The 20,376-nt window shown below is 62.4% G+C and carries 12 protein-coding genes; 5 read left to right on the plus strand and 7 right to left on the minus strand.

The annotated features are described in order from the left end of the window. Position 1: 1 nt before the first annotated feature. Together RG540_RS17985 and RG540_RS17990 are read right to left on the minus strand one after the other, a co-directional pair. Positions 2–2,347 carry a xanthine dehydrogenase family protein molybdopterin-binding subunit gene (locus tag RG540_RS17985; protein WP_038590728.1) on the minus strand — a complete coding sequence of 782 codons (2,346 nt, stop codon included), beginning with the start codon at positions 2,345–2,347 and terminating at the stop codon, positions 2–4. Between the two features lie 112 nt (positions 2,348–2,459). Next, a complete protein-coding gene (locus RG540_RS17990; RefSeq protein WP_037081659.1) occupies positions 2,460–2,948 on the minus strand; it encodes a (2Fe-2S)-binding protein in 489 nt (162 codons plus the stop codon). Positions 2,949–3,259: 311 nt separating this feature from the next. Here RG540_RS17990 and RG540_RS17995 point away from each other — a divergent pair, with 311 nt between their 5' ends. The 5 genes from RG540_RS17995 (at position 3,260) to RG540_RS18015 (ending at position 12,829) form a co-directional block, all read left to right on the plus strand. After that, a complete protein-coding gene (locus RG540_RS17995) occupies positions 3,260–3,523 on the plus strand; it encodes a glycine zipper domain-containing protein (RefSeq protein ID WP_038546432.1) in 264 nt (87 codons plus the stop codon). A 178-nt stretch (positions 3,524–3,701) separates the two neighbouring features. Next, positions 3,702–5,627, plus strand: coding sequence for an autotransporter assembly complex protein TamA (locus RG540_RS18000; RefSeq protein WP_407668834.1), 1,926 nt, complete (start codon positions 3,702–3,704; stop codon positions 5,625–5,627). A 27-nt stretch (positions 5,628–5,654) separates the two neighbouring features. Further along, on the plus strand, positions 5,655–10,148 hold the full coding sequence (locus RG540_RS18005) for a translocation/assembly module TamB domain-containing protein (protein WP_038590733.1): 4,494 nt from the start codon (positions 5,655–5,657) through the stop codon (positions 10,146–10,148). Positions 10,149–10,562: 414 nt separating this feature from the next. After that, positions 10,563–12,350 (plus strand): methyl-accepting chemotaxis protein, encoded by a 1,788-nt coding sequence (locus RG540_RS18010; RefSeq protein ID WP_038590736.1) that lies wholly within the window; start codon positions 10,563–10,565, stop codon positions 12,348–12,350. Beyond that, a complete protein-coding gene (locus tag RG540_RS18015) occupies positions 12,350–12,829 on the plus strand; it encodes a chemotaxis protein CheW (RefSeq protein ID WP_038546443.1) in 480 nt (159 codons plus the stop codon). Before RG540_RS18010 ends, RG540_RS18015 begins: the two co-directional genes overlap by 1 nt. 138 nt (positions 12,830–12,967) lie before the next feature. Here the strand turns inward: RG540_RS18015 and RG540_RS18020 are convergent, their stop codons facing one another. The 5 genes from RG540_RS18020 to fdhF all read right to left on the minus strand — a co-directional run bounded on the left by RG540_RS18020 (position 12,968) and on the right by fdhF (position 20,271). After that, on the minus strand, positions 12,968–14,017 hold the full coding sequence (locus tag RG540_RS18020; protein ID WP_038590739.1) for an aldo/keto reductase: 1,050 nt from the start codon (positions 14,015–14,017) through the stop codon (positions 12,968–12,970). A 240-nt stretch (positions 14,018–14,257) separates the two neighbouring features. After that, on the minus strand, positions 14,258–15,916 hold the full coding sequence (locus tag RG540_RS18025) for an OFA family MFS transporter (protein WP_038590742.1): 1,659 nt from the start codon (positions 15,914–15,916) through the stop codon (positions 14,258–14,260). A 75-nt stretch (positions 15,917–15,991) separates the two neighbouring features. Next, positions 15,992–16,351, minus strand: coding sequence for a formate dehydrogenase subunit delta (locus RG540_RS18030; protein ID WP_155414716.1), 360 nt, complete (start codon positions 16,349–16,351; stop codon positions 15,992–15,994). Further along, the gene (fdhD, locus tag RG540_RS18035) at positions 16,341–17,168 is read right to left on the minus strand and encodes a formate dehydrogenase accessory sulfurtransferase FdhD (RefSeq protein WP_038590745.1); all 828 of its coding nucleotides are present in this window, start codon (positions 17,166–17,168) and stop codon (positions 16,341–16,343) included. The genes RG540_RS18030 and fdhD overlap by 11 nt, the downstream gene beginning before the upstream one ends. Positions 17,169–17,391: 223 nt before the next feature. Then, positions 17,392–20,271, minus strand: coding sequence for a formate dehydrogenase subunit alpha (fdhF, locus tag RG540_RS18040; protein WP_038590748.1), 2,880 nt, complete (start codon positions 20,269–20,271; stop codon positions 17,392–17,394). Positions 20,272–20,376 lie beyond the last annotated feature (105 nt).

Below are 20,376 nucleotides of genomic sequence, written 5' to 3' on the forward strand. Positions count from 1 at the left end.
CTCAGTGAGCCGGATGCAGTGCCTGCCAGACCTTCATCGGGGTCGCCGGCATGGTGAGCTTGTTATGGCCGATCGCATCGGTAATGGCGTTGATCAGCGCCGGTGGCGAACCGATGGCGCCCGCCTCGCCGCAGCCCTTGATGCCGAGCGGATTGCTGGGACACGGCGTGTTCTGGTGCGACAGCTTGAACGACGGCAGGTCGTCGGCGCGCGGCATGGCATAATCCATGTAGCTTGCCGTCAGAAGCTGGCCGTTCTCGTCATACTGGACGTTTTCGAGCAGCGCCTGGCCGATGCCCTGGGCAATGCCGCCATGCACCTGGCCCTCGACGATCATCGGGTTGATGATATTGCCGAAATCGTCGGCCGCGACGAACTGGACGATATCCGTCTCGCCGGTATCCGGATCGATCTCCACCTCGGCAATGTAGCACCCGGCCGGGAAGGTGAAGTTGGAAGGATCGTAGAAGGCGGTTTCCTTCAGGCCCGGCTCCATGCCCGAAGGCAGGTTGTGGGCGGTATAGGAGGCGAGCGCCACCTGGAACCACGGCACCGACTTGTCGGTGCCGGCGACCTTCAACTCGCCATTCTCGATGACGATATCCTCCTCGGAGGCTTCCATCAGGTGCGCGGCGATCTTCTTCGCCTTGGCCTCGACCTTGTCGAGCGCCTTGACGACCGCCGACATGCCGACCGCGCCGGAGCGCGAACCGTAGGTGCCCATGCCCATCTGCACCTTGTCGGTATCGCCGTGGACGATGTTGATGCTTTCGATCGGCACGCCGAGACGGCCGGCGACCAGCTGCGCGAAGGTGGTCTCATGGCCTTGGCCATGGCTGTGCGAGCCGGTCAGCACCTCGATCGTCCCGACGGCGTTGACCCGGACTTCGGCGGATTCCCAGAGGCCCACCCCGGCGCCGAGCGAACCGACCGCAGCCGACGGCGCGATGCCGCAGGCCTCGATATAGCAGCTCATGCCGATGCCGCGCCTTTTGCCTTTGGCTTCGGATTGCGACCGCCGGGCGGCAAAACCATTCCAGTCGGCGGCCTGCATCGCGGCGTTCAGCGAGGCTTCGTAATCGCCCGCGTCATAGTTCATGATGACCGGTGTCTGGTGGGGGAAGGTGCGGATGAAATTCGCCCGGCGCAGTTCCGCCGGCGAGACGCCGAGTTCGCGCGCCGCCGTCTCCATCGTTCGTTCCAGCAGGTAGGTCGCTTCCGGACGGCCGGCGCCGCGATAGGCGTCGACCGGCACCGTATTGGTATAGACGGTGCGGACATTGGCGTGGATCGCCGGAATATCGTACTGGCCCGACAGAAGGGTCGCATAGAGATAGGTCGGCACGGCCGAGGAAAACAGCGACATGTAGGCGCCGAGATTGGCGATCGTATCGACCTTCAGCGCCGTGATCCGGTTGTTGGCATCGAAGGCCATCTTCACCTTCGAGACATGGTCGCGGCCATGCGCGTCGGTGAGGAACGCCTCGGTGCGGTCCGAGGTCCATTTCACCGGCACGCCGGTCTTCTTCGACGCCCAGAGACAGATGATCTCTTCCGGATAGATATAGATCTTCGAACCGAAACCGCCGCCGACATCCGGAGCGATGACGCGCAGCTTGTTTTCGGGCGCCACATTATAGAAGGCACTCATCACCAGTCGCGCCACATGCGGGTTCTGGCTGGTCGTGTAGCAGGTGTAGTGATCTTCCGCCGTGTCGTAGATGCCGAGCGTGGCACGCGGCTCCATCGGGTTAGGCGACAGGCGGTTGTTGAGGATCTCGATTTCGGTGACATGCGCAGCCGTTGCAATCGCCTTGTCCACCGCATCCGGCTCACCGATCTGCCAATCGAAAATCAGGTTGCCGGGCGCTTCCGGATGGATCTGCGGCGCGCCGGAGGCAAGTGCTGCGACAGCCTCGACCACTGTCGGCAATTGCTCGTAATCGATGACCACGGCTTCCGCGGCATCGCGGGCTTCGCCGGAGGAGTCGGCAACCACGATCGCGATCGCATCGCCCACATAGCGCACGGTATCGACGGCGAGCGGATGCCAGGCGCCCATTTTCATGGGCGTTCCGTCCTTCGAATGGATCATCCAGCCGCAGATGAGATTGCCGATGCCGTCCGCCTGCAGCTGTTTGCCGTCGAGCACGTCGATAACGCCCGGCATGGCTTTCGCCGCGGTCGCATCGATGTTCCCGATCTTCGCATGTGCATAGGGACTGCGGACGAAATAGGCATATTTCATGCGGGGGACGGTCATGTCGTCCGTGTAACGGCCCTTGCCGGTCAGAAAACGCTTGTCTTCTTTGCGGGTAACGCGTGCACCGATTCCTTCAACACCCATGTTCATCTCCTCCCGAGATGGTGATTAGTTTTGGTTAGTGAGTAGGAATTAGTCCGCAGTGAACGGTTCAAGAGCGGAAACGCCGTGTGAACCGCTGCTCACTAACGACTACTCACTCAGCAGCCTGCCGCCCCGTTGCCATTTCGGCATCGGCGGCAAGGATCGCCTTGACGATGTTGTGGTAGCCGGTGCACCGACAGATATTGCCTTCGAGCCCGGCGCGGACCGTCTCCTCGGTCAGCGTCCCGCCTTCGCGGTTGATCAGGTCGACTGCCGTCATCACCATGCCCGGCGTGCAGAAGCCGCATTGCAGGCCATGATGCTCCTTGAAGGCGGCTTGAACCGGATGCAATTCGCCCTGGCCGGCGAGGCCTTCGATCGTCGTGATCGTCGAGCCGGACGCCTGCACCGCCAGGATCGAACAGCTCTTCACCGAATGGCCGTCCATATGAACGACGCAGGCGCCGCACTGGGTCGTATCGCAGCCCACATGCGTGCCCGTCAGACCAAGTTTTTCGCGGATGAAATGCACGAGCAGGGTGCGGTCCTCGCACTCGCCGCTCATCGCGCGGCCGTTCACGGTCAGCGTCACTTTCGTCATATGATCCTCCTCATGTCCCTCCCGGACACGCCCGTCATCATTTGCTTTTTTACTTAGGGGATCAACCGCTACTTTCTACGGAAACGGCAATAATTTGGTCGGCCGCCGGACAGGCCATCATCCTCCGATCCTCTCGGATTTCGAGTAACTATCGACAACTCAAACGAAATCGGCGCTTAAAAATATTGAGGTCATATGGACTCTTGTGCGCCGCGACCTATTGTTCCCATTGATGGCTGTTGAACTGACCCGCGGAGACGTTCGGAGTCTGCGAGCAGCCGGGCAAAACGAAGAACAAACAGGAGGATCTCATGAGAAAAGCCTTGGTACTTTTGATGGTCGGCGCTTCGCTCGCGAGCTGCACGGCAACTGAACAGGGCGCCGGCATCGGCGCAGCATCCGGCGCCGTGATCGGCGGCCTGGCCACCGGCAACGTTCGCGGCGCAGCCGTTGGCGCTGCGATCGGGGGCGTTTCCGGTGCCTTGATCGGTTCCGTCGCCGAACAGCCGGGTCAATGTTATTACCGCGACCGGTATGGTCGTCGCTATATTGACAGCTGCCCGCGCCGTTACTGATAACCGCGTGGACTGTAGAAAAAACTGTGGCCCCGGAGCACTCTCCGGGGCTTTTTCTGTCATGAAATCATTGCGAAGGGCGATGAGGGGGTACCCGGCTTCGTCTTTTGCAGTTAGATAGTTCGCTTCGTCGGATGCTATGAAGGCTTCCAGCCGGGGGATCCACAGCAGTTTGCGTATGCGGAACGAAAACACTGGGCGGACAGAAAAACGGAGGTTGAGGGGGGCAAGCGCAGCCGCGATGCTTGCCGCTATACTTCTTGTTTCCCCGCCGCTTTCCGGCAACGCCTACGCCTTTAAACTCTTCGGCATCACCCTGTTCGGCGGCGATGAAGACAAGGTCGAGGTCATCGATCCCGTCCGCTACGATGCGACGGTCCAAACCGGCAGCGCCGACAAGGACCTCAAGAAGCGCCTCGAATCGGCCGCTTCCATGGTCACCGACGAAAAACAGCCGGTCTCGGGCGACCTCGGGGTGATCATCAAGGCGCGCGAGGACCGCGACCGATTGATCGCCGTGCTTTACGAGGAAGCCCGTTACGGCGGCACCGTCAACATCTCCGTCGCCGGCACCGATATCGACCGCCTGCCGCCCAACCCTACATTCGACCACGCGGCGCCCGTGCCGGTCACCGTCAGCATTGATCCCGGCCCGGTCTTCAAGCTCGGCTCGGTTCGTTTCGAAGGCGATGCCGCCGGCCACGATCCGGGAAAATACGATCTCGTCGCCGGCGGGAAGGCGGGTTCGCGGCTGATCCTCAAAGCGGGCGAACAGCTTCTGGTCGATCTGAAGAACGAAGGACGACCGCTTGCGAAACTGACCCGACGGCAGGTGACGGCAGACCATCGAACCGACACGATCGACGTCGTGCTCGGTGCCGTCGGCGGTCCGGTCGCGCCGTTCGGCACCGTCGCCGTCAAGGGGTCGCGCACTGTCGATGCCGCCTTCGTCAGCCGTTATTCGCGGCTCGACAAACGCGGACAATATTCGCCCGAGCAGTTGAAGAAGGCGAACGATCGCCTGCGCGAACTCGGCGTCTTTTCGAGCGTGACGATCCACGAGGCGGAGAAGCTTGCGCCGGACGGTTCGTTACCGCTGACAATCGAGGTATCGGAAGGCAAGCACCGTTATTTCGGCTTCGGCGCCGAATATTCCTCAATCGACGGCGCCGGTCTCGAAGGATACTGGGGCCACCGCAACCTCTTCGGGGAAGCCGAGTCGCTGCGCATCGAAGGCAAGGTGTCCGGCATCGGCGCGACAACCGACGTCACCACCTTCGACTATTCCGCCGGCATCATCTTTACGAAGCCGGGCGCCTTCGTGCCGGAAGCAACCTTCGAATCCCGTCTGGAAGCCAAGAGCGAGACGCCTGACGTCTACGAGGCGCAGACCATCATCTATTCGGCCGGCATCACCTACGAGCTGAACGAGACCGACAAGCTCAAGGGCGGCGGGGAAATCGCCTATATCGATGCGGACGATGCCTTCGGCAACAACCAGTACCTCACCCTCAGCCTGCCGATCGGCTTCGAGCGCGACGCGCGGGACAACAAGCTCGACCCGACCAAAGGATATTACGCCACGCTGTCGGCCAAGCCGAGCTACGAGCTGATGGACGGCACGATCTTCTCGTCGTTCGAGGGCTCGATCTCGGGTTATCTCGGCCTCGGGCAGGAGGATCGGATCGTGCTGGCAGCCCGTCTGGCAGCCGGAACGCTGGTCGGCGGAAGCGACCTTGAAAGAATCCCGGCGACACGCAGATTCTTTGCCGGCGGCGGCGGATCGGTGCGCGGCTACGCCTATCGGGAAATCTCGCCCTATAACAGCGCCGACGAAGCCACGGGCGGGCGTTCTTATACGCTGGGATCTTTCGAAGTGAGGGTAAAAGTGTCAGAAAATATAGGCATTGTACCTTTTGTCGACATTGGTACGGTATCGACCGGAATCGTGCCCGATTTTTCTGATATACGTGCTGGCGCAGGGATCGGCGTGAGATATGCCACGCCTTTTGGACCGCTGAGATTGGATGTTGCAATTCCGTTGCAGCGCTATGACGGCGGTAGCCAGTACGGTATCTATGCGGGCATAGGACAGGCATTCTGAAAGGCAGTGAAGGGTAGCGTTTAAGGCATGATGCTGATGGTACGCCTGTTGAAATGGATCTTGAAGGCCGCGCTTGGCGTGGTCGCGATCCTGTTCGTCATGGCCTTGGGCGTTGTCCTTTTCGTCGCCCTCACCCCGGTCGGCGGACGCGTTGCCGCGGACCGGATTTCCGCCATCGTCTCCACGCCTGACCGCGGCATCTCCTTCACGCGGCCGGAAGGCCTTCTGACCGGCGATCTGCGTATCGATGCCCTTACACTGTCCGACGATATGGGCCCCTATGCCCAGATCGGCGGCATCAAGATCGACTGGTCGCCGACATCCCTGGTGACCGGTGTTTTCCGCGCCGAGCACATTTCCGCAGACACTGTCAATTTCATCCGTGCGCCGCGGCCGCCCAAAACGCCCGCAACGACGCAGACGACGAACTCCTCCGGGTCGCCCTTACCCGTCGGTATCCGCGTCGCGCAGATCGATCTGCCGGACATCAATCTCTCCCAGGCACTTTCGGGACGGGATTTCTCTCTTTCGGTGAAGGGATCGATCGATGCGACCGGACCTGACATTTCGCTCGACCTGCAGGCAACCCGCAAGGACGAGCCGGATGCCATGGCATCTGCCGACGTGGTCTACGCGCCGTCCGAAAATCGCCTGACGCTCAAGGCTGCCGTGTCCGAGCCGCAGGGTGGCCTGCTCGCCCGGGTTCTGCGTCTACCCGGCACCCCGGCGGTCCAGCTCGCGCTCGACGGCGAAGGACCTCTTTCCGACTGGGCCGGCAAGTTGCAGGGCAGCGTCGGCGGCATTCCCGTCATCTCGGTCGATGGCAAACATATGCTGGTCGCAAACGGCAGGCACAGAGTGGAGGTGACCGGCGGCGGTCAGCTTTCGACGCTTCTCCCGCCCGCCTTTCGTCCGCTGTTCGGCGGCACGACCGATATCAACATCGCTGCAGTCTATGCGCCTTCCGGTCGCGTGGATATCGAACGCGGTGATCTCACCTCCGGCGCCGTGAAGATCGCGGCCAAGGGGGCCTGGGACCAGACAGGCGACAACAGCCTCACCGCCAGTCTCAACGGCGTGAAGGGCCCGGTCGACTTCGTCTGGCCGATCAACGGGCAGGAGAGCCGCTTCTCCTTCGAAAGCATCAACTTTACGCTGACCGGCGCGGCCACCTCGGCGCGCTTCAACGCGACGGCTGCGCTCAACGCCGCGGAACTGCCGCAGGGGCGCTTCGGCCAGATCCGCCTGCAGGCGGAAAGCGAAGACCTGAACCTCATCAGCCGCTCCGGCAGCATCCGCAGCCGCTTCACCGTGGCCCGCACGAATTTCACCAATGACGACCTCGACCGGGTGATCCGCGGGCCGGTGACGCTCGATGCGCCGCTAAGGCTGGCGCCTCCGGCGATCGGCCTCGATGCGGCAACCTTCGACAGCGGCAATGTGAACGGCACGCTGTCCGGCGCCTATGACATGTCGAAGCAGGCGGTCACCGGCAATTTCCGGGTTTTCGCCAATCCCGCCGTTCTGCCGCCGGGGCTGGTTTCGAAATTCGACGGCAAGCTGTCCGCTGAAGGTTATGTCAACATAGTGAGCGGCGGCCGCGTCAGCCTCGAGAACTTCGTGATGCGGTCGAACGCGATCGAGGCGCATGGCAACATGCTGCTCGAAAACCAGACCGTCACCGGCCGCCTCGCCGGCCGCGTGCCGGATCTCAAGCGCTGGCTGCCCGAGGCCGAAGGTGCTGCCGGTTTCGATATTTCCGCCAAGGGGCCGCTCGCCGCGATGGGCGTCAGGGCCGTGGTCAATTCCGCCGACGCCCGGCTGGTCGGCCGCAAGCTCCAGGACATGAGCTTCATCCTCGAAGGCACCGCCGATCCGAACGCCCCCAAGGGCAAGCTGACCGGCACGGGTTCGCTCGATGGCCAGCCGATCCGCGTCAATGCCGACGTCGCCTCCGTCCAGGGCCGCACCAGCGCGCCGGCGATCACCGCCGAGATCGGCCCGAACAAGCTCTCCGGTGCCCTGAACTTCTCCTCCGCCTTCCTGCCGGAAGGCCAGCTCACCTTCGACTTCCCGGACGTCTCCCTGCTTGCAGCGCTCGCGGCCCAGCAGGCCCAGGGCGATCTCAAGGGAACGGTGATGTTCAGCAATACCGGCGGCAAGGCAGGCGCTGCGATCCGGGCATCCGGCAGTGCCCTTCGCCGCGGCACGATCGAGATCGCCCAGCCGAACATCGACCTTGCCATTCCCGACATCAAGGCGATCGCGGCCGAAGGCACCGTCCGCGCCACCCGCATCGGCGCCGGATCGGTCGGCATCAACGACGTCAACCTCGGCGTCAGCCAGGGCGGCAACCGGACCAACTTCAACCTCGCCGCCCAATATGACAACGCACCCCTCACTGCGATCGGCGATATCCAGAGCGGTTCCGATATCTCGGTCGGCATCGAGAGCTTCACCGCCGCGCCCCGCAGCATCCCGGTCCGGCTTGCCGCGCCGACCCGCATCGCGGTCGCCAACGGCGGTGCGCGGCTTGCTGACCTCACCATCGCAACCGGCACCGGCAGCGTCACCGTCAACGGCACAGCCGGGTCGGCGCTGGACTTGACCGCCAATATCAAGGCCCTGCCCGCCAACCTCATCAACGCTTTCGTGCCCGCGATCAACGCTGCCGGTACGATTTCCGGCACGATCAACGCCACCGGCGCCGCATCTGCTCCTGCCATACGTTACGATTTAGAATGGAGTGATGCACAGCTTCGCCAGTCGCGCGACGCTGGCATCAGTCCCTTTCGAGTCCAAGCAAGCGGCAGCTTCGCCAACGGGACAGTCACATTAGACAAGACGCGGCTGACGGGCTCCGGCGGTCTCGACCTGTCCGCCGCGGGCAAGGTTATCCTGAAGGACGGCATTCCCGCGCTCGACATAAACGCCCGCGCCAATGCCGTGCCCGCCAGCCTGGTCAACGCCTTTGCGCCAGGCCTCGACGCCCGCGGCACGATTTCCGGCACGGTGACCACGACGGGAACCCCGCAAGCCCCGGCCGTCCGTTATGATCTGCGCTGGGCAGATGCCGGCGTCGCGCAGACCACCTCCGCCGGGGTCGCGGCTTTCAACATCACCGCCGGCGGCACGTTTCAAAACGGCACCGTCACCGTCGATACCCGCCTTTCGGGCGGCGGCGGCGTCTCGTTATCGGGCGGCGGCTCCGTCTCGCTTGCGGGCGAAAAGCCACTCAATCTGAAATTCGGCGGGAAACTGCCCTTCTCCATCCTCGCCGGGCAGATGGCCGCTCAAGGGTTCGTGCTGGAAGGCACCGGCAATGTCGATCTTGCGATCGGCGGCACCGCGGCAGCGCCGGCGATCACCGGCACGGCATCCTCCTCCGGCGCCCGGCTGGTGGACGTTCGCCGTAACCTCGCCCTGACGGATCTCGCCGCCAATGTCGCCTTCGATGGTAAGAGCGCCAATATTTCGAGGCTCACGGCCAAGCTCTCGGGTGGCGGCACGGTCTCGGTCCAGGGCTCGGTCGGCATCACACCGGGCTCCGGATTTCCAGCCGATCTCAGGATCACGCTTGCTCAGGCATCCTATGCCGACGGCACGCTGTTTGCTGCAACCACCGACGGCGCCCTGACGATCACCGGCCCGCTGACCTCTGGCCCTATTCTCGGTGGCAAGGTAACGCTGACCAAGGCTGCGATTACCGTGCCCGCCCGCCTGCCGACTTCGCTTTCCGCCATCGATATCCGCCACCGGAACGCACCCCCTGACGTGCTGCGGCAGATGGAAAAGCTGCGCCCGAAGGGCGCCAGCGGCAGTTCGAACCCGATCGCGCTCAACCTTCAGATCAGTGCGCCGAACGGCATTTTCGTTCGCGGGCGAGGCATCGACGCCGAGCTCGGCGGTGAATTGACCGTGACGGGCACGGCGGTTGCGCCGGTCGTCGCCGGCGGCTTCCAGATGCGCCGCGGCCGTATCGTCATCCTCGCAAAGCGGATGGACTTCACTGACGGCGATATCACCTTCGGCGGCGGCCTGATCCCGATTCTCAACATGGAAGCGAACACGACGTCTGCCGCGACGACGATCACGGTGAAAGTCACCGGCGTCGCCAATGACCCGACGATCGCCTTCTCTTCCTCACCCGCCCTGCCCCAGGACGAGGTTCTGGCGCGGCTGATCTTCGGCCAGTCCATGTCGCGGCTGTCACCGCTGCAGATCGCCCAGCTGGCCGACGCCGTCGCGCAGCTGGCCGGCGGGGGCTCCACATCGCTGCTCGAAACCCTGCGCAACAATCTCGGTGTCGACGATCTCGACATCAACACCGATGCGACCGGCCAGACCACCGTGTCGGTCGGCCGCTACATCAACAACCGCACCTACATCCAGCTCGAACAGGGCGGCGAAAGCGGCGCCGAAGCGACGATCAACCTCGATGTCGGTCGCGGTGTGAAGCTCAAGGCCGGCGCCGGCACCGAAGGCGGCAAGGCCGGCATCTTTTATGAGCGCGAATACTAATCTCCCATATCCATCGGTTCCTGCTTGTTCGGGAGAAAAACCTGAGCTCCGAGGACATCACATTGATCGGCGTACCTCCGCAAGCGCCTGCCCAGTCGCCCAGCCCGCCCGGCCCGACATGCGGCGTAAGTTTATATTTAAAATATTGATCGAAATTACTTCGCAGAAGTCCCGAACATACATCGAAAACTGGAGCCACTGGGGAACATATACATATCATCCGGAATTTGACAAAACACAGAACAGATACGTATTCCCCCTGACTTGAGCCGAAAAGAATTATTGACCTTCCGTTAAGTCCTCAATGCTATTTTTAGCAGAACTCAGTGTCCCGGCGGCGAGATGGTTACCTCGTTAGGCTGCGGGCAAAATCGAGCCGGTTCGGGAACTTACAGACGGGGGCAGGCAAGCCAGATGTCCATACTTTCACTTCCAGGTGCTGACGCGAAAGCAGTACTTGCAGCGCTCAATAAGTCGCAGGCTATCATAGAGTTTGACCTGTCCGGAAAAGTCCTCACGGCCAACGAGAACTTCTGCAAGACGCTCGGCTACGCTCTCTCCGAGATCGTCGGCAAGCATCACAGCATGTTCTGCGATCCGGCCTACGTGAAGTCACAGGCCTACAAGGATTTCTGGGCGCATCTCGGCAGCGGCAAATATGACGCTGCCGCCTATAAGCGCATCGGCAAGGGTGGCCGCGAGATCTGGATCCAGGCCTCCTACAATCCGGTGACTTCAGGCGGCAAGCCTTACAAGGTGGTCAAGTTCGCAACAGACATCACTGCCGCGAAGCTCAAATCCGCCGATGACGAAGGCAAGATCAACGCCATCTCGCGCACGCAGGCCATCATCGAGTTCACGCCCGGTGGCGACGTCCTGACCGCCAACGAAAATTTCCTCGCCTGTCTCGGCTATCAGCTTTCGGAAATCGTCGGCAAACATCACAGCATGTTCTGCGAACCGTCATTTCGTGACAGCGCCGAATACCCGCAATTCTGGAAGAAGCTTGCCGGTGGCGAAGCGATTGCCGCCGAGTTCAAGCGCATCGGCAAGGGCGGCAAGGCGGTCTGGATCCAGGCGTCCTACAATCCGATCTTCGACGCCGACGGCCGCGTCTTCAAGGTGGTCAAGTTTGCAACCGACATCACCGAACGCGTCCGCGCCGTCGATGACATCGCCGATGGCCTGACGTCTCTTTCAAACGGCGACCTGACCATCCGCATCGAGAAGCCTTTCATTTCGACGCTTGAGCAGATCCGCCTCGATTTCAATGGAGCCATCGCAACGCTGGCGGATGCCATGCGCACGGTCGGGGACAATGCCGAGGGGATTGCAGGCGGCTCCAGCGAGATTCGCCAGGCTTCCGACAGCCTTGCCAAGCGCACCGAGCAGCAGGCAGCGGCAGTCGAGGAGACCGCCGCGGCGCTTGAAGAAATCAGCCGTACCGTCACCGATAGCGCCAAACGCGCGGAAGAAGCAGGGACCCTTGTCTCGCATGCTAAAAAAAGCGCCGAACATTCCGGCGCCGTGGTGCGCAACGCGGTAAACGCGATGGGCCAGATCGAGACGTCATCCCGGGAAATCTCCAATATCATCGGCGTGATCGACGAGATCGCCTTCCAGACAAACCTGCTGGCGCTCAATGCGGGTGTCGAGGCAGCACGCGCCGGCGAAGCGGGTAAGGGCTTTGCGGTCGTTGCCCAGGAAGTCCGCGAACTGGCTCAACGTTCCGCCAGTGCGGCCAAGGAAATCAAGACGCTGATCTCGACCTCCTCCGAACAGGTCAAGCGTGGCGTCGCGCTGGTCGGAGAAACCGGCAAGGCGCTCGACGAGATCATGTCCCAGGTGGACGAGATCAACGGCAATGTCACAGCGATCGTCGAGGCTGCCCGCGAACAGTCGACGGGCATCAAGGAGATCAGCAAGGCCGTCAACTCGATGGACCAGAACACGCAGCAGAACGCTGCCATGGTCGAGGAAACGACCGCTGCCAGCCACAGCCTGGCGCGCGAAGCCGAAACCCTGCGGGATCTTCTGGGACGATTTAGATTTGCGCAACATTCTTCGCGTAAGATTGAAATAGCGCGACCTGATGCACGACCCGTTGCATCGCCGGCACGCAAACTCATGGCAACGGTCGCGCGGACCACAACGGGTGCCGCCGCTGCCGCTCAGGCAACGGATAGTTGGGAAGAATTCTGATGGCTACGACGATCAACTCCACAAGCTACAGCGGCGAAACGCTGGAAATCATCGCCTTCCGTCTCCATGACCAGGAGTTCTGCGTCAAGACGACGACAATCCGCGAAATCCGCGGATGGGCGCCTTCGACGCCGATCCCGCACGCCCCGGCCGATGTCATCGGCGTCATGAACCTTCGCGGTTCCGTGATCCCGATCATCGACCTTGCCTACAAGCTCGGCATGAAGAGCACGGTTGCCAACGAGCGCAGCGCCATCGTGGTCGCCGAAGTCCACAACATGGTCATCGGCATGCTCGTCGATCGCGTCTCGGACATCCTGACCATCCCTTCGAGCCAGGTCCAGCCGGTTCCGGAAATCTCCGCCTCCTTCGACAAGTCCTTCTCCGAAGGCATCATCGCCAACGAGAACGGCATGATCTGCTTCCTGAATCTTGCCAAGATGTTCAAGGGCACCGAGGCCGACGATCTGGCTGCCTGATTTCTGACAGGCGAGGCAAAGCACCTGCCACGCCTGCAGCACCACCTCGAGGCCAAGGCGGTTGGCTGGAAAGACCCTCTAAGCCGCCACGCGACTTGAAGCCCGCAGCGTTTGAACCACCGCGGGCTTTTTTCCTGATTATTCCTTCGGTTCGAACGGTGCCGGCCGGCGTCCGGCAGCCTGGCGCGCCAGCATCCAGCCCGGATATTCCGGAGCAAGCGCGCTTACCTCATCGAGTTTTGCCATATCCTCCCCGTCGAGCTTCAGCTTCACGGCCTTCAAATTCTCTTCGAGTTGTTCCAGCCGTTTGGCGCCGATGATGACACTCGTGACGAACGGTTTCGCCAGGATATAGGCCAGCGCCACTTCCGCGACGCTCGCGCCATGCTTGACGCCGATTTCGCGCATGGCCGCGACGCAGGCCCAGGCACGATCCTTGTCGACCGGCGGAAAATCGAAGTTGGCGCGGCGGCCTTCCCCGTTGCCTGGAGCGCCTGGACCGTATTTGCCGGAGAGCAGCCCGCCGGCAAGCGGCGACCAGACCATCAGGCCGAGCTTCTCCTCCTGCATCAGCGGTACGATATCCCGCTCCAGGTCGCGGCCGGCGATCGAATAGTAGGCCTGCACCGTCTCGAAACGGGCGTAACCCTTGCGCTCGGAAATGCCGAGCGCCTTCGCCATCCGCCAGGCCGCCCAGTTGGAAAGGCCGATATAGCGGACGAGGCCACGCGACACGAGATCGTCGAGCGCCCGCAGCGTCTCGTCGATCGGCGTTACCGTGTCGGTGCCATGGATCTGGTAGAGATCGATATGGTTCATCTGCAGCCGTTCGAGGCTCTGCTCCACCGAGTCCATGATATGGCCGCGGGAGGCGCCGCGATCGTTCGGCTTGTCGCCCATCTGGCCATGGAATTTCGTGGCGATGACCACGTCCTTGCGCGGCACGCCGAGGTTCTTGATCGCCTGACCGAGGATGGCCTCTGACCGGCCCTGGGAATAAACATTCGCCGTATCTATGAAGTTGACGCCGGCGGCCAGCGAGCGCTCGACGATCTTGTCGGCGGCGTCCTGATCGAGACCGGCGACGGCACTCCAGACGGCGCCCGTCTGGTTCTCGCCGAAGGTCATCGTGCCGAGGCAGAGTTCGGAGACGAAAAGACCTGTATTGCCCAATTGATTGTAGCGCATGGAGAACTCCCGTGTGCACTGAAGATATGAAGAGATAAAGCAGTCACTGGAAGCCGGATCGGGCACGCGGGCGCGTGCGTTTCGCAGAGAATGCGAACTCGGGTTCCGGAAGGCAATCTAGCTTGGATTCCGCCGCCGTCAAGCGGAGCCGCCTCCGTTTTTATCCTCACATTTGCGTGCAAGGCAAAAAGAAGGGGCGGCTTCGACAAGCCGCCCCTTCGTCATTCCAATTGCCGAATGTTAGCCGAACAGCACCAGACTGCTCCGCAGCGTCACCCAGACGCCCCAGAGGAGCGGAATGCCGACCACGGCCCAGGCGATCGCCGCCTTGGCATCCAGCCCACCGGTGCCGATGCCGAAGGAGCCGGTCGGACCGGCATTCGCGGCAGCCGTCTTTGCCTGCAGCGAAGCAACTTCGTGGTCCGACATGAACCATTTGTCGGCAAGCGGACGCACCAGCGAGTTTGCGACCAGACCCAGCACCAGCATGCCGGCGAGGATATACATCGTGCCGGTATAGAGCGCCGGACCGGCAGGTACGCCTGCCGTGAGCTGAGCTTCGCGGATGTAGTTGACGACGACCGGTCCGAGGATGCCGGCCGTCGCCCAGGCCGTCAGCAGGCGACCGTGGATGGCGCCGACGAACTGGGTGCCGAAGATATCCGCAAGGTACGCGGGAATGGTCGCAAAACCGCCGCCATACATGGACAGGATGATGCCGAAGGCGAGCACGAAGAGCGCCTTGTTGCCCATATCGGCAAGCGTCGGAGCGAGCGCATAAAGCACGATGCCGAGCACGAAGAACGTATAGTATGTGTTCTTGCGGCCGATCTTGTCGGAGAGCGATGCCCAGAAGAAGCGCCCGCCGATATTGAAGAGCGACAGGAGACCCGCAAAACCGGCGGCAATCGTGGCGATCTGTGCCTTCTGGCTCGCGTCAAGCTGCGAGAAGGTCAGGTTCGGCAGACCGATCAGCGACCCGGCGAAGATTTCCTGCAGCATCGGCGAGGCCATGCCGATAACGCCGATGCCAGCCGAAACGTTCAGGCAAAGCACCGCCCAGATCAGCCAGAACTGCTTGGTCTTGTGTGCATCCCGCAGGTGGACGTGCCTGGTGGTGATCATCGTCGTTTTGGAGACCGGAGGCGTCCAGCCTTCGGGACGCCAGCCGGCCGGCGGGATACGGTACCCGAAGGCGCCGCCCATCATGAAGCAGAAATAGATCACCGCCATGCAGATGAAGGTCTGCCAGACGCCGACCGAAGTACCGGTCTTGAAATAGTTCATCAAGAGGTTGGCGAGCGGAGCGCCGATCATCGCGCCGCCTCCGAAGCCCATGATAGCCATACCGGTCGCCATGCCGCGGCGGTCCGGGAACCATTTGATCAGCGTCGAGACCGGCGAGATGTAACCGAGACCGAGGCCGACACCACCGATCACGCCGGCGCCGATCCACATCAGCCACAGCTGATGGGTCATAACGCCGATGGCCGCGACGATAATGCCGCCGCACCAGCAGCAGGCCGAGACGAAACCGGCCTTGCGCGGGCCGACCCGTTCCAGCCAGCCGCCCCAGATCGCCGCCGAGCAACCGAGCAGCACGAAGAACAGCGTGTAGATCCACCCGAGGTCTGCAACACGCCAGTTGCAGCTTGTCGTGAACAGTGCCGAGATGAGATTGAGACTGGTGCAGGACGGGTCCTGCGTGGTACCTAGGGCGCGCGACAGCGGCAGCCAGAAGACGCTGAAGCCGTATGCCATGCCGATGCAAAGGTGAATAGCCAAAGCTGCCGGCGGCACCAGCCAGCGATTGAAGCCCGGTTTTGCGATAATACGTTCCCTATCGAGGAGCCCGACATTGCCTGTCAGGCCCTCGTTCGTCGTGTCTGCAATTGCCATTAAAAAATATCCTCCCTCTGGATGACGGCTATGCTCTATTCCCCCTCCGGCCCCTCACCTGCCGGATGGATGAATTCATGCGGCGCTCTCCGGAATGCTCGGTTCGGAAAGCGATTCTCCCTCAGCGGGACCCTTGCCGCCCGGCGCACCCTGCCTCGCATCCTGGCCGACGCCAACGCCCGATCCAACCTTGGCTTCCGGCCGGCGGATCAGCGTCGAGGCCTCGACCACGAGCGGCAGCAGCCCTGCCCCGCCATTGTCGAGATGCTCGAAAAGGTGCCGGCGCATGCGCGGCTCCCAGAATTTGTTGATATGCGTCGCAACGCCCTCGGCGCGGACGCTTTCCGGCTGCGACAGAAAGAAGGTAGCGATCTGGTTGGCCATCCGGACCAGCTTGTCGAGCACCAATTGCTCGGGGCTTTGGTCATGCGACATCGGCGACAACTCCAGTGGTTATGCGATCGGTACGCGTGAAAATTTCGAAATCCTCGCCGCGGGTCAGCGCGATCAAGGTCATGCCCGCCGCTTCCGCCGTGCGGATGGCAAGTGCTGTCGGCGCGGAAATGGCAATCAGCACCGGGCTTCCGAGGATCGCCGTCTTCTGCACCATCTCGACGGAGATGCGGCTGGTGACGACCACGACGCCGGCCGAACCCTTGACGCCCTCGCGGGTGACCGCTCCGGCAAGCTTATCGAGCGCATTGTGGCGGCCGACATCCTCGCGGACGGCAACCAGCCCCTTGCCCGGCCGATAAAAACCGGCGCCGTGAACCGCATGGGTTTCCCGATGCAGCGGCTGCGCACAATTGAGTGCCGCGACAGCTTCGCTCACCTCTTTCGGGCTGAGCGCCATCGTCACCGCGGAAACATCCGGCACCGGGCGCATGGCCTGCTCGATCGATTCGATGCCGCAAAGCCCGCAGCCGACCGGCCCGGCCATATGTCGCCGGCGAGCGCGCAGCGCATCTTCCTTATCCTCGGCGAGCGTCACCTGAACATCGAGACCGGCACCTTCCGCAACCACGGTGATGCTCTCGATCTCCGCCATCGACGCGATGATGCCTTCCGTCAGGCTGAAGCCGACCGCGAAATCCTCGAGATCGGCAGGCGTGCCCATCATCACCGCATGGGTCGACCCGCCATAGGAAAAGGCGATAGGCACCTCCTCCGGCACCACCCGCGTGGCCGTGCGGACCACGCCGTTGCGGCGGGCGATCTCGGGGGCTGTTGCGGTGGTGTTGAATAAGGTCATAGGACGTCGGGGCAGGAATACCCCCCTCTGCCCTGCCGGGCATCTCCCCCACAAGGGGGGAGATCGGATGTGGCGATGTCCAGCCCACTATTAACGTCATCGAGTGAGCAAACGTATTTCCAATGCTGACGAATGCCGGCGGCGCGTCTTGCCGATCTCCCCCCTTGTGGGGGAGATGCCGGCAGGCAGAGGGGGGTAACGCGAAGCACGCCAGGCAATTGCATCACTCAGCAGCCTCCAGCTTCCCCGTAATCCGTCGAGACCGCCGCGACAGTTCGTCATAATCGCTCTGCCATTCGGTCGGGCCGTTGGACGGCGATATCTGCACCGCCGTCACCTTGTATTCCGGGCAATTGGTCGCCCAGTCGGAGAAGTCGGTGGTGATGACGTTTGCCTGGGTGTTCGGGTGGTGGAAGGTCGTGTAGACCACGCCCGGCGCGACGCGGTCGGTGATCAGCGCCCGCAGCGTCGTATCGCCCGAACGGCTGGCGAGCTTGATCCAGTCGCCTTCCTTGATGCCGCGCTGTTCGGCATCGTGCGGATGGATTTCCAGCCGGTCTTCCGCATGCCAGGTGACATTTTCGGTACGGCGCGTCTGGGCGCCCACATTGTACTGGGAAAGGACGCGACCTGTGGTCAGCAGCAGCGGGAAGCGCGGGCCGGTACGCTCGTCCGTCGCGACATATTCGGTACGGATGAACTTGCCCTTGCCCCGCACAAAACCGTCGACATGCATGATCGGCGAGCCGACCGGGTGCGCCTCGTTGCACGGCCACTGAACCGAGCCCATCTTGTCGAGATAGTCATAGGAAACCAGCGCGAAGCTCGGCGTCGATACGGCGATCTCGTCCATGATCTCGGACGGATGCGCATAGTTCCAGGCAAGTCCCATCGACTGCGCCAGCTTCTGGGTAACTTCCCAATCAGCATAACCGTTCTTCGGGCTCATCACCTTGCGCACGCGGTTGATGCGGCGTTCCGCATTGGTGAACGTGCCGTCCTTTTCGAGGAAGGTCGAACCCGGCAGGAAGACATGCGCGTAATTGGCCGTCTCGTTGAGGAAGAGATCGTGGACGACGACGCATTCCATCGCGGCAAGGCCGGCCGAGACGTGCTTGGTATCCGGGTCGGACTGGAGAATGTCCTCGCCCTGGATGTAGATGCCCTTGAACGTGCCTTCGACGGCGGCATCCAGCATGTTCGGGATGCGCAGGCCCGGTTCGTTGTTGAGCGTCACGCCCCAGAGCTTTTCGAACGTGTCGCGGGTCGCATCGTCCGAGATATGGCGGTAGCCCGGCAGTTCGTGCGGAAAGGAGCCCATGTCGCAGGAGCCCTGGACATTGTTCTGGCCGCGCAGCGGGTTTACGCCGACGCCCGGACGGCCGATATTGCCGGTGACCATCGCAAGGTTGGCGATCGCCATGACGGTGGTCGAGCCCTGGCTGTGTTCGGTGACGCCGAGACCGTAATAGATCGCCCCGTTGCCGCCCTTAGCGTAAAGCCGGGCCGCACCGCGAACGAGATCCGCCGGCACGCCGGTATATTTCTCGGTCGCCTCCGGGCTGTGTGCGTCTTCCGAAACGAAGCCGGCCCAGTCCTCGAATTCGGACCAGTCGCAGCGTTCGCGGATGAACTTCTCGTCGAACAGGCCTTCGGTGACAATGACATGGGCAAGCGCCGTCAGTACGGCAACATTGGTGCCCGGCTGCAGCGGCAGGTGATAATCGGCCTCCACATGCGGCGTGCGGACGAGATCGATGCGGCGCGGATCGATGACGATTAGCTTGGCGCCCTGGCGCAGCCGCTTCTTAAGGCGCGAGCCGAACACGGGATGGCCGTCGGTCGGGTTGGCGCCGATGACGATGGCGACGTCGGTATGCTCGACCGAGTCGAAATTCTGCGTGCCGGCAGACGTGCCGAACGCCTGGCCGAGACCGTAACCGGTCGGCGAATGGCAGACGCGGGCACAGGTATCGACATTGTTGTTGCCGAAGCCGGCGCGGATCAGCTTCTGCACGAGGAAGGTCTCCTCGTTGGTGCAGCGCGACGAGGTGATGCCGCCGATCGAATCCCGACCGTACTGGTACTGGATCCGGCGGAACTCGGAAGCCACGTGCGAAAAGGCCTCTTCCCAGGTCACTTCCCGCCACGGATCGGAAATCTTCTCGCGGATCATCGGGTTGAGGATGCGGTCCTTGTGGGTCGCATATCCGTAAGCGAAGCGGCCCTTGACGCAGGAATGGCCGCGGTTCGCCTGGCCATCCTTCCACGGCACCATGCGCACCAGTTCCTCGCCGCGCATCTCCGCCTTGAAGGAGCAGCCGACGCCGCAATAGGCGCAGGTGGTGACTTCCGAATGTTCCGGCTGGCCGATCGCGATCACCGACTTTTCAGTGAGCGTCGCCGTCGGGCAGGCCTGAACGCAGGCGCCGCAGGAAACGCATTCGGAATCGAGGAAAAGTTCGTGGGCACCGGGCGAGACACGGCTGCCGAAGCCGCGGCCCTCGATCGTCAGCGCGAACGTGCCCTGCACTTCCTCGCAGGCACGCACACAACGGGAGCAGACGATGCACTTCGACGGATCGTAGGTGAAGTACGGGTTCGACTCGTCCTTCGGCATCCACTTGGCGTTGATCGCGCCATCGTTGCGAGCCTTGACGTGGTTGTCGCCCTCATAGCCGTAGCGAACGTCGCGAAGGCCTACTGCGCCGGCCATGTCCTGCAATTCGCAGTCCCCGTTGGCGGCGCAGGTGAGACAGTCGAGCGGGTGGTCGGAGATATAGAGCTCCATGACCCCCTTGCGGATGTCCTTCAGTCGTCCGGTCTGGGTGTGGACCACCATGCCCGGCATGACAGGCGTGGTGCAGGACGCCGGCGTGCCGTTGCGGCCTTCGATCTCGACGAGACAGAGGCGGCAGGAACCGAAGGCGTCGACCATGTCGGTGGCGCAGAGTTTCGGAACCTTGATACCGGCTTCCATCGAAGCGCGCATGATCGACGTGCCTTCCGGCACGGTAATGGCGCGGCCGTCAATGGTAAGGGTCACCTGGGCTTCGGAGCGGGAAGCCGGTGTGCCGTAGTCGATTTCATGAACGAGGGACATTGTGTGTCTCCTGTACGAAAATGGAATTGAGTCTTTGACCTCGGAGCAAGCCGCCCCCCTCTGCCCTGCCGGGCATCTCCCCCTCAGGTGGGGAGATCACAAAAG

Source organism: Neorhizobium galegae bv. orientalis str. HAMBI 540 (assembly GCF_000731315.1).
Classification (GTDB): domain Bacteria; phylum Pseudomonadota; class Alphaproteobacteria; order Rhizobiales; family Rhizobiaceae; genus Neorhizobium; species Neorhizobium galegae.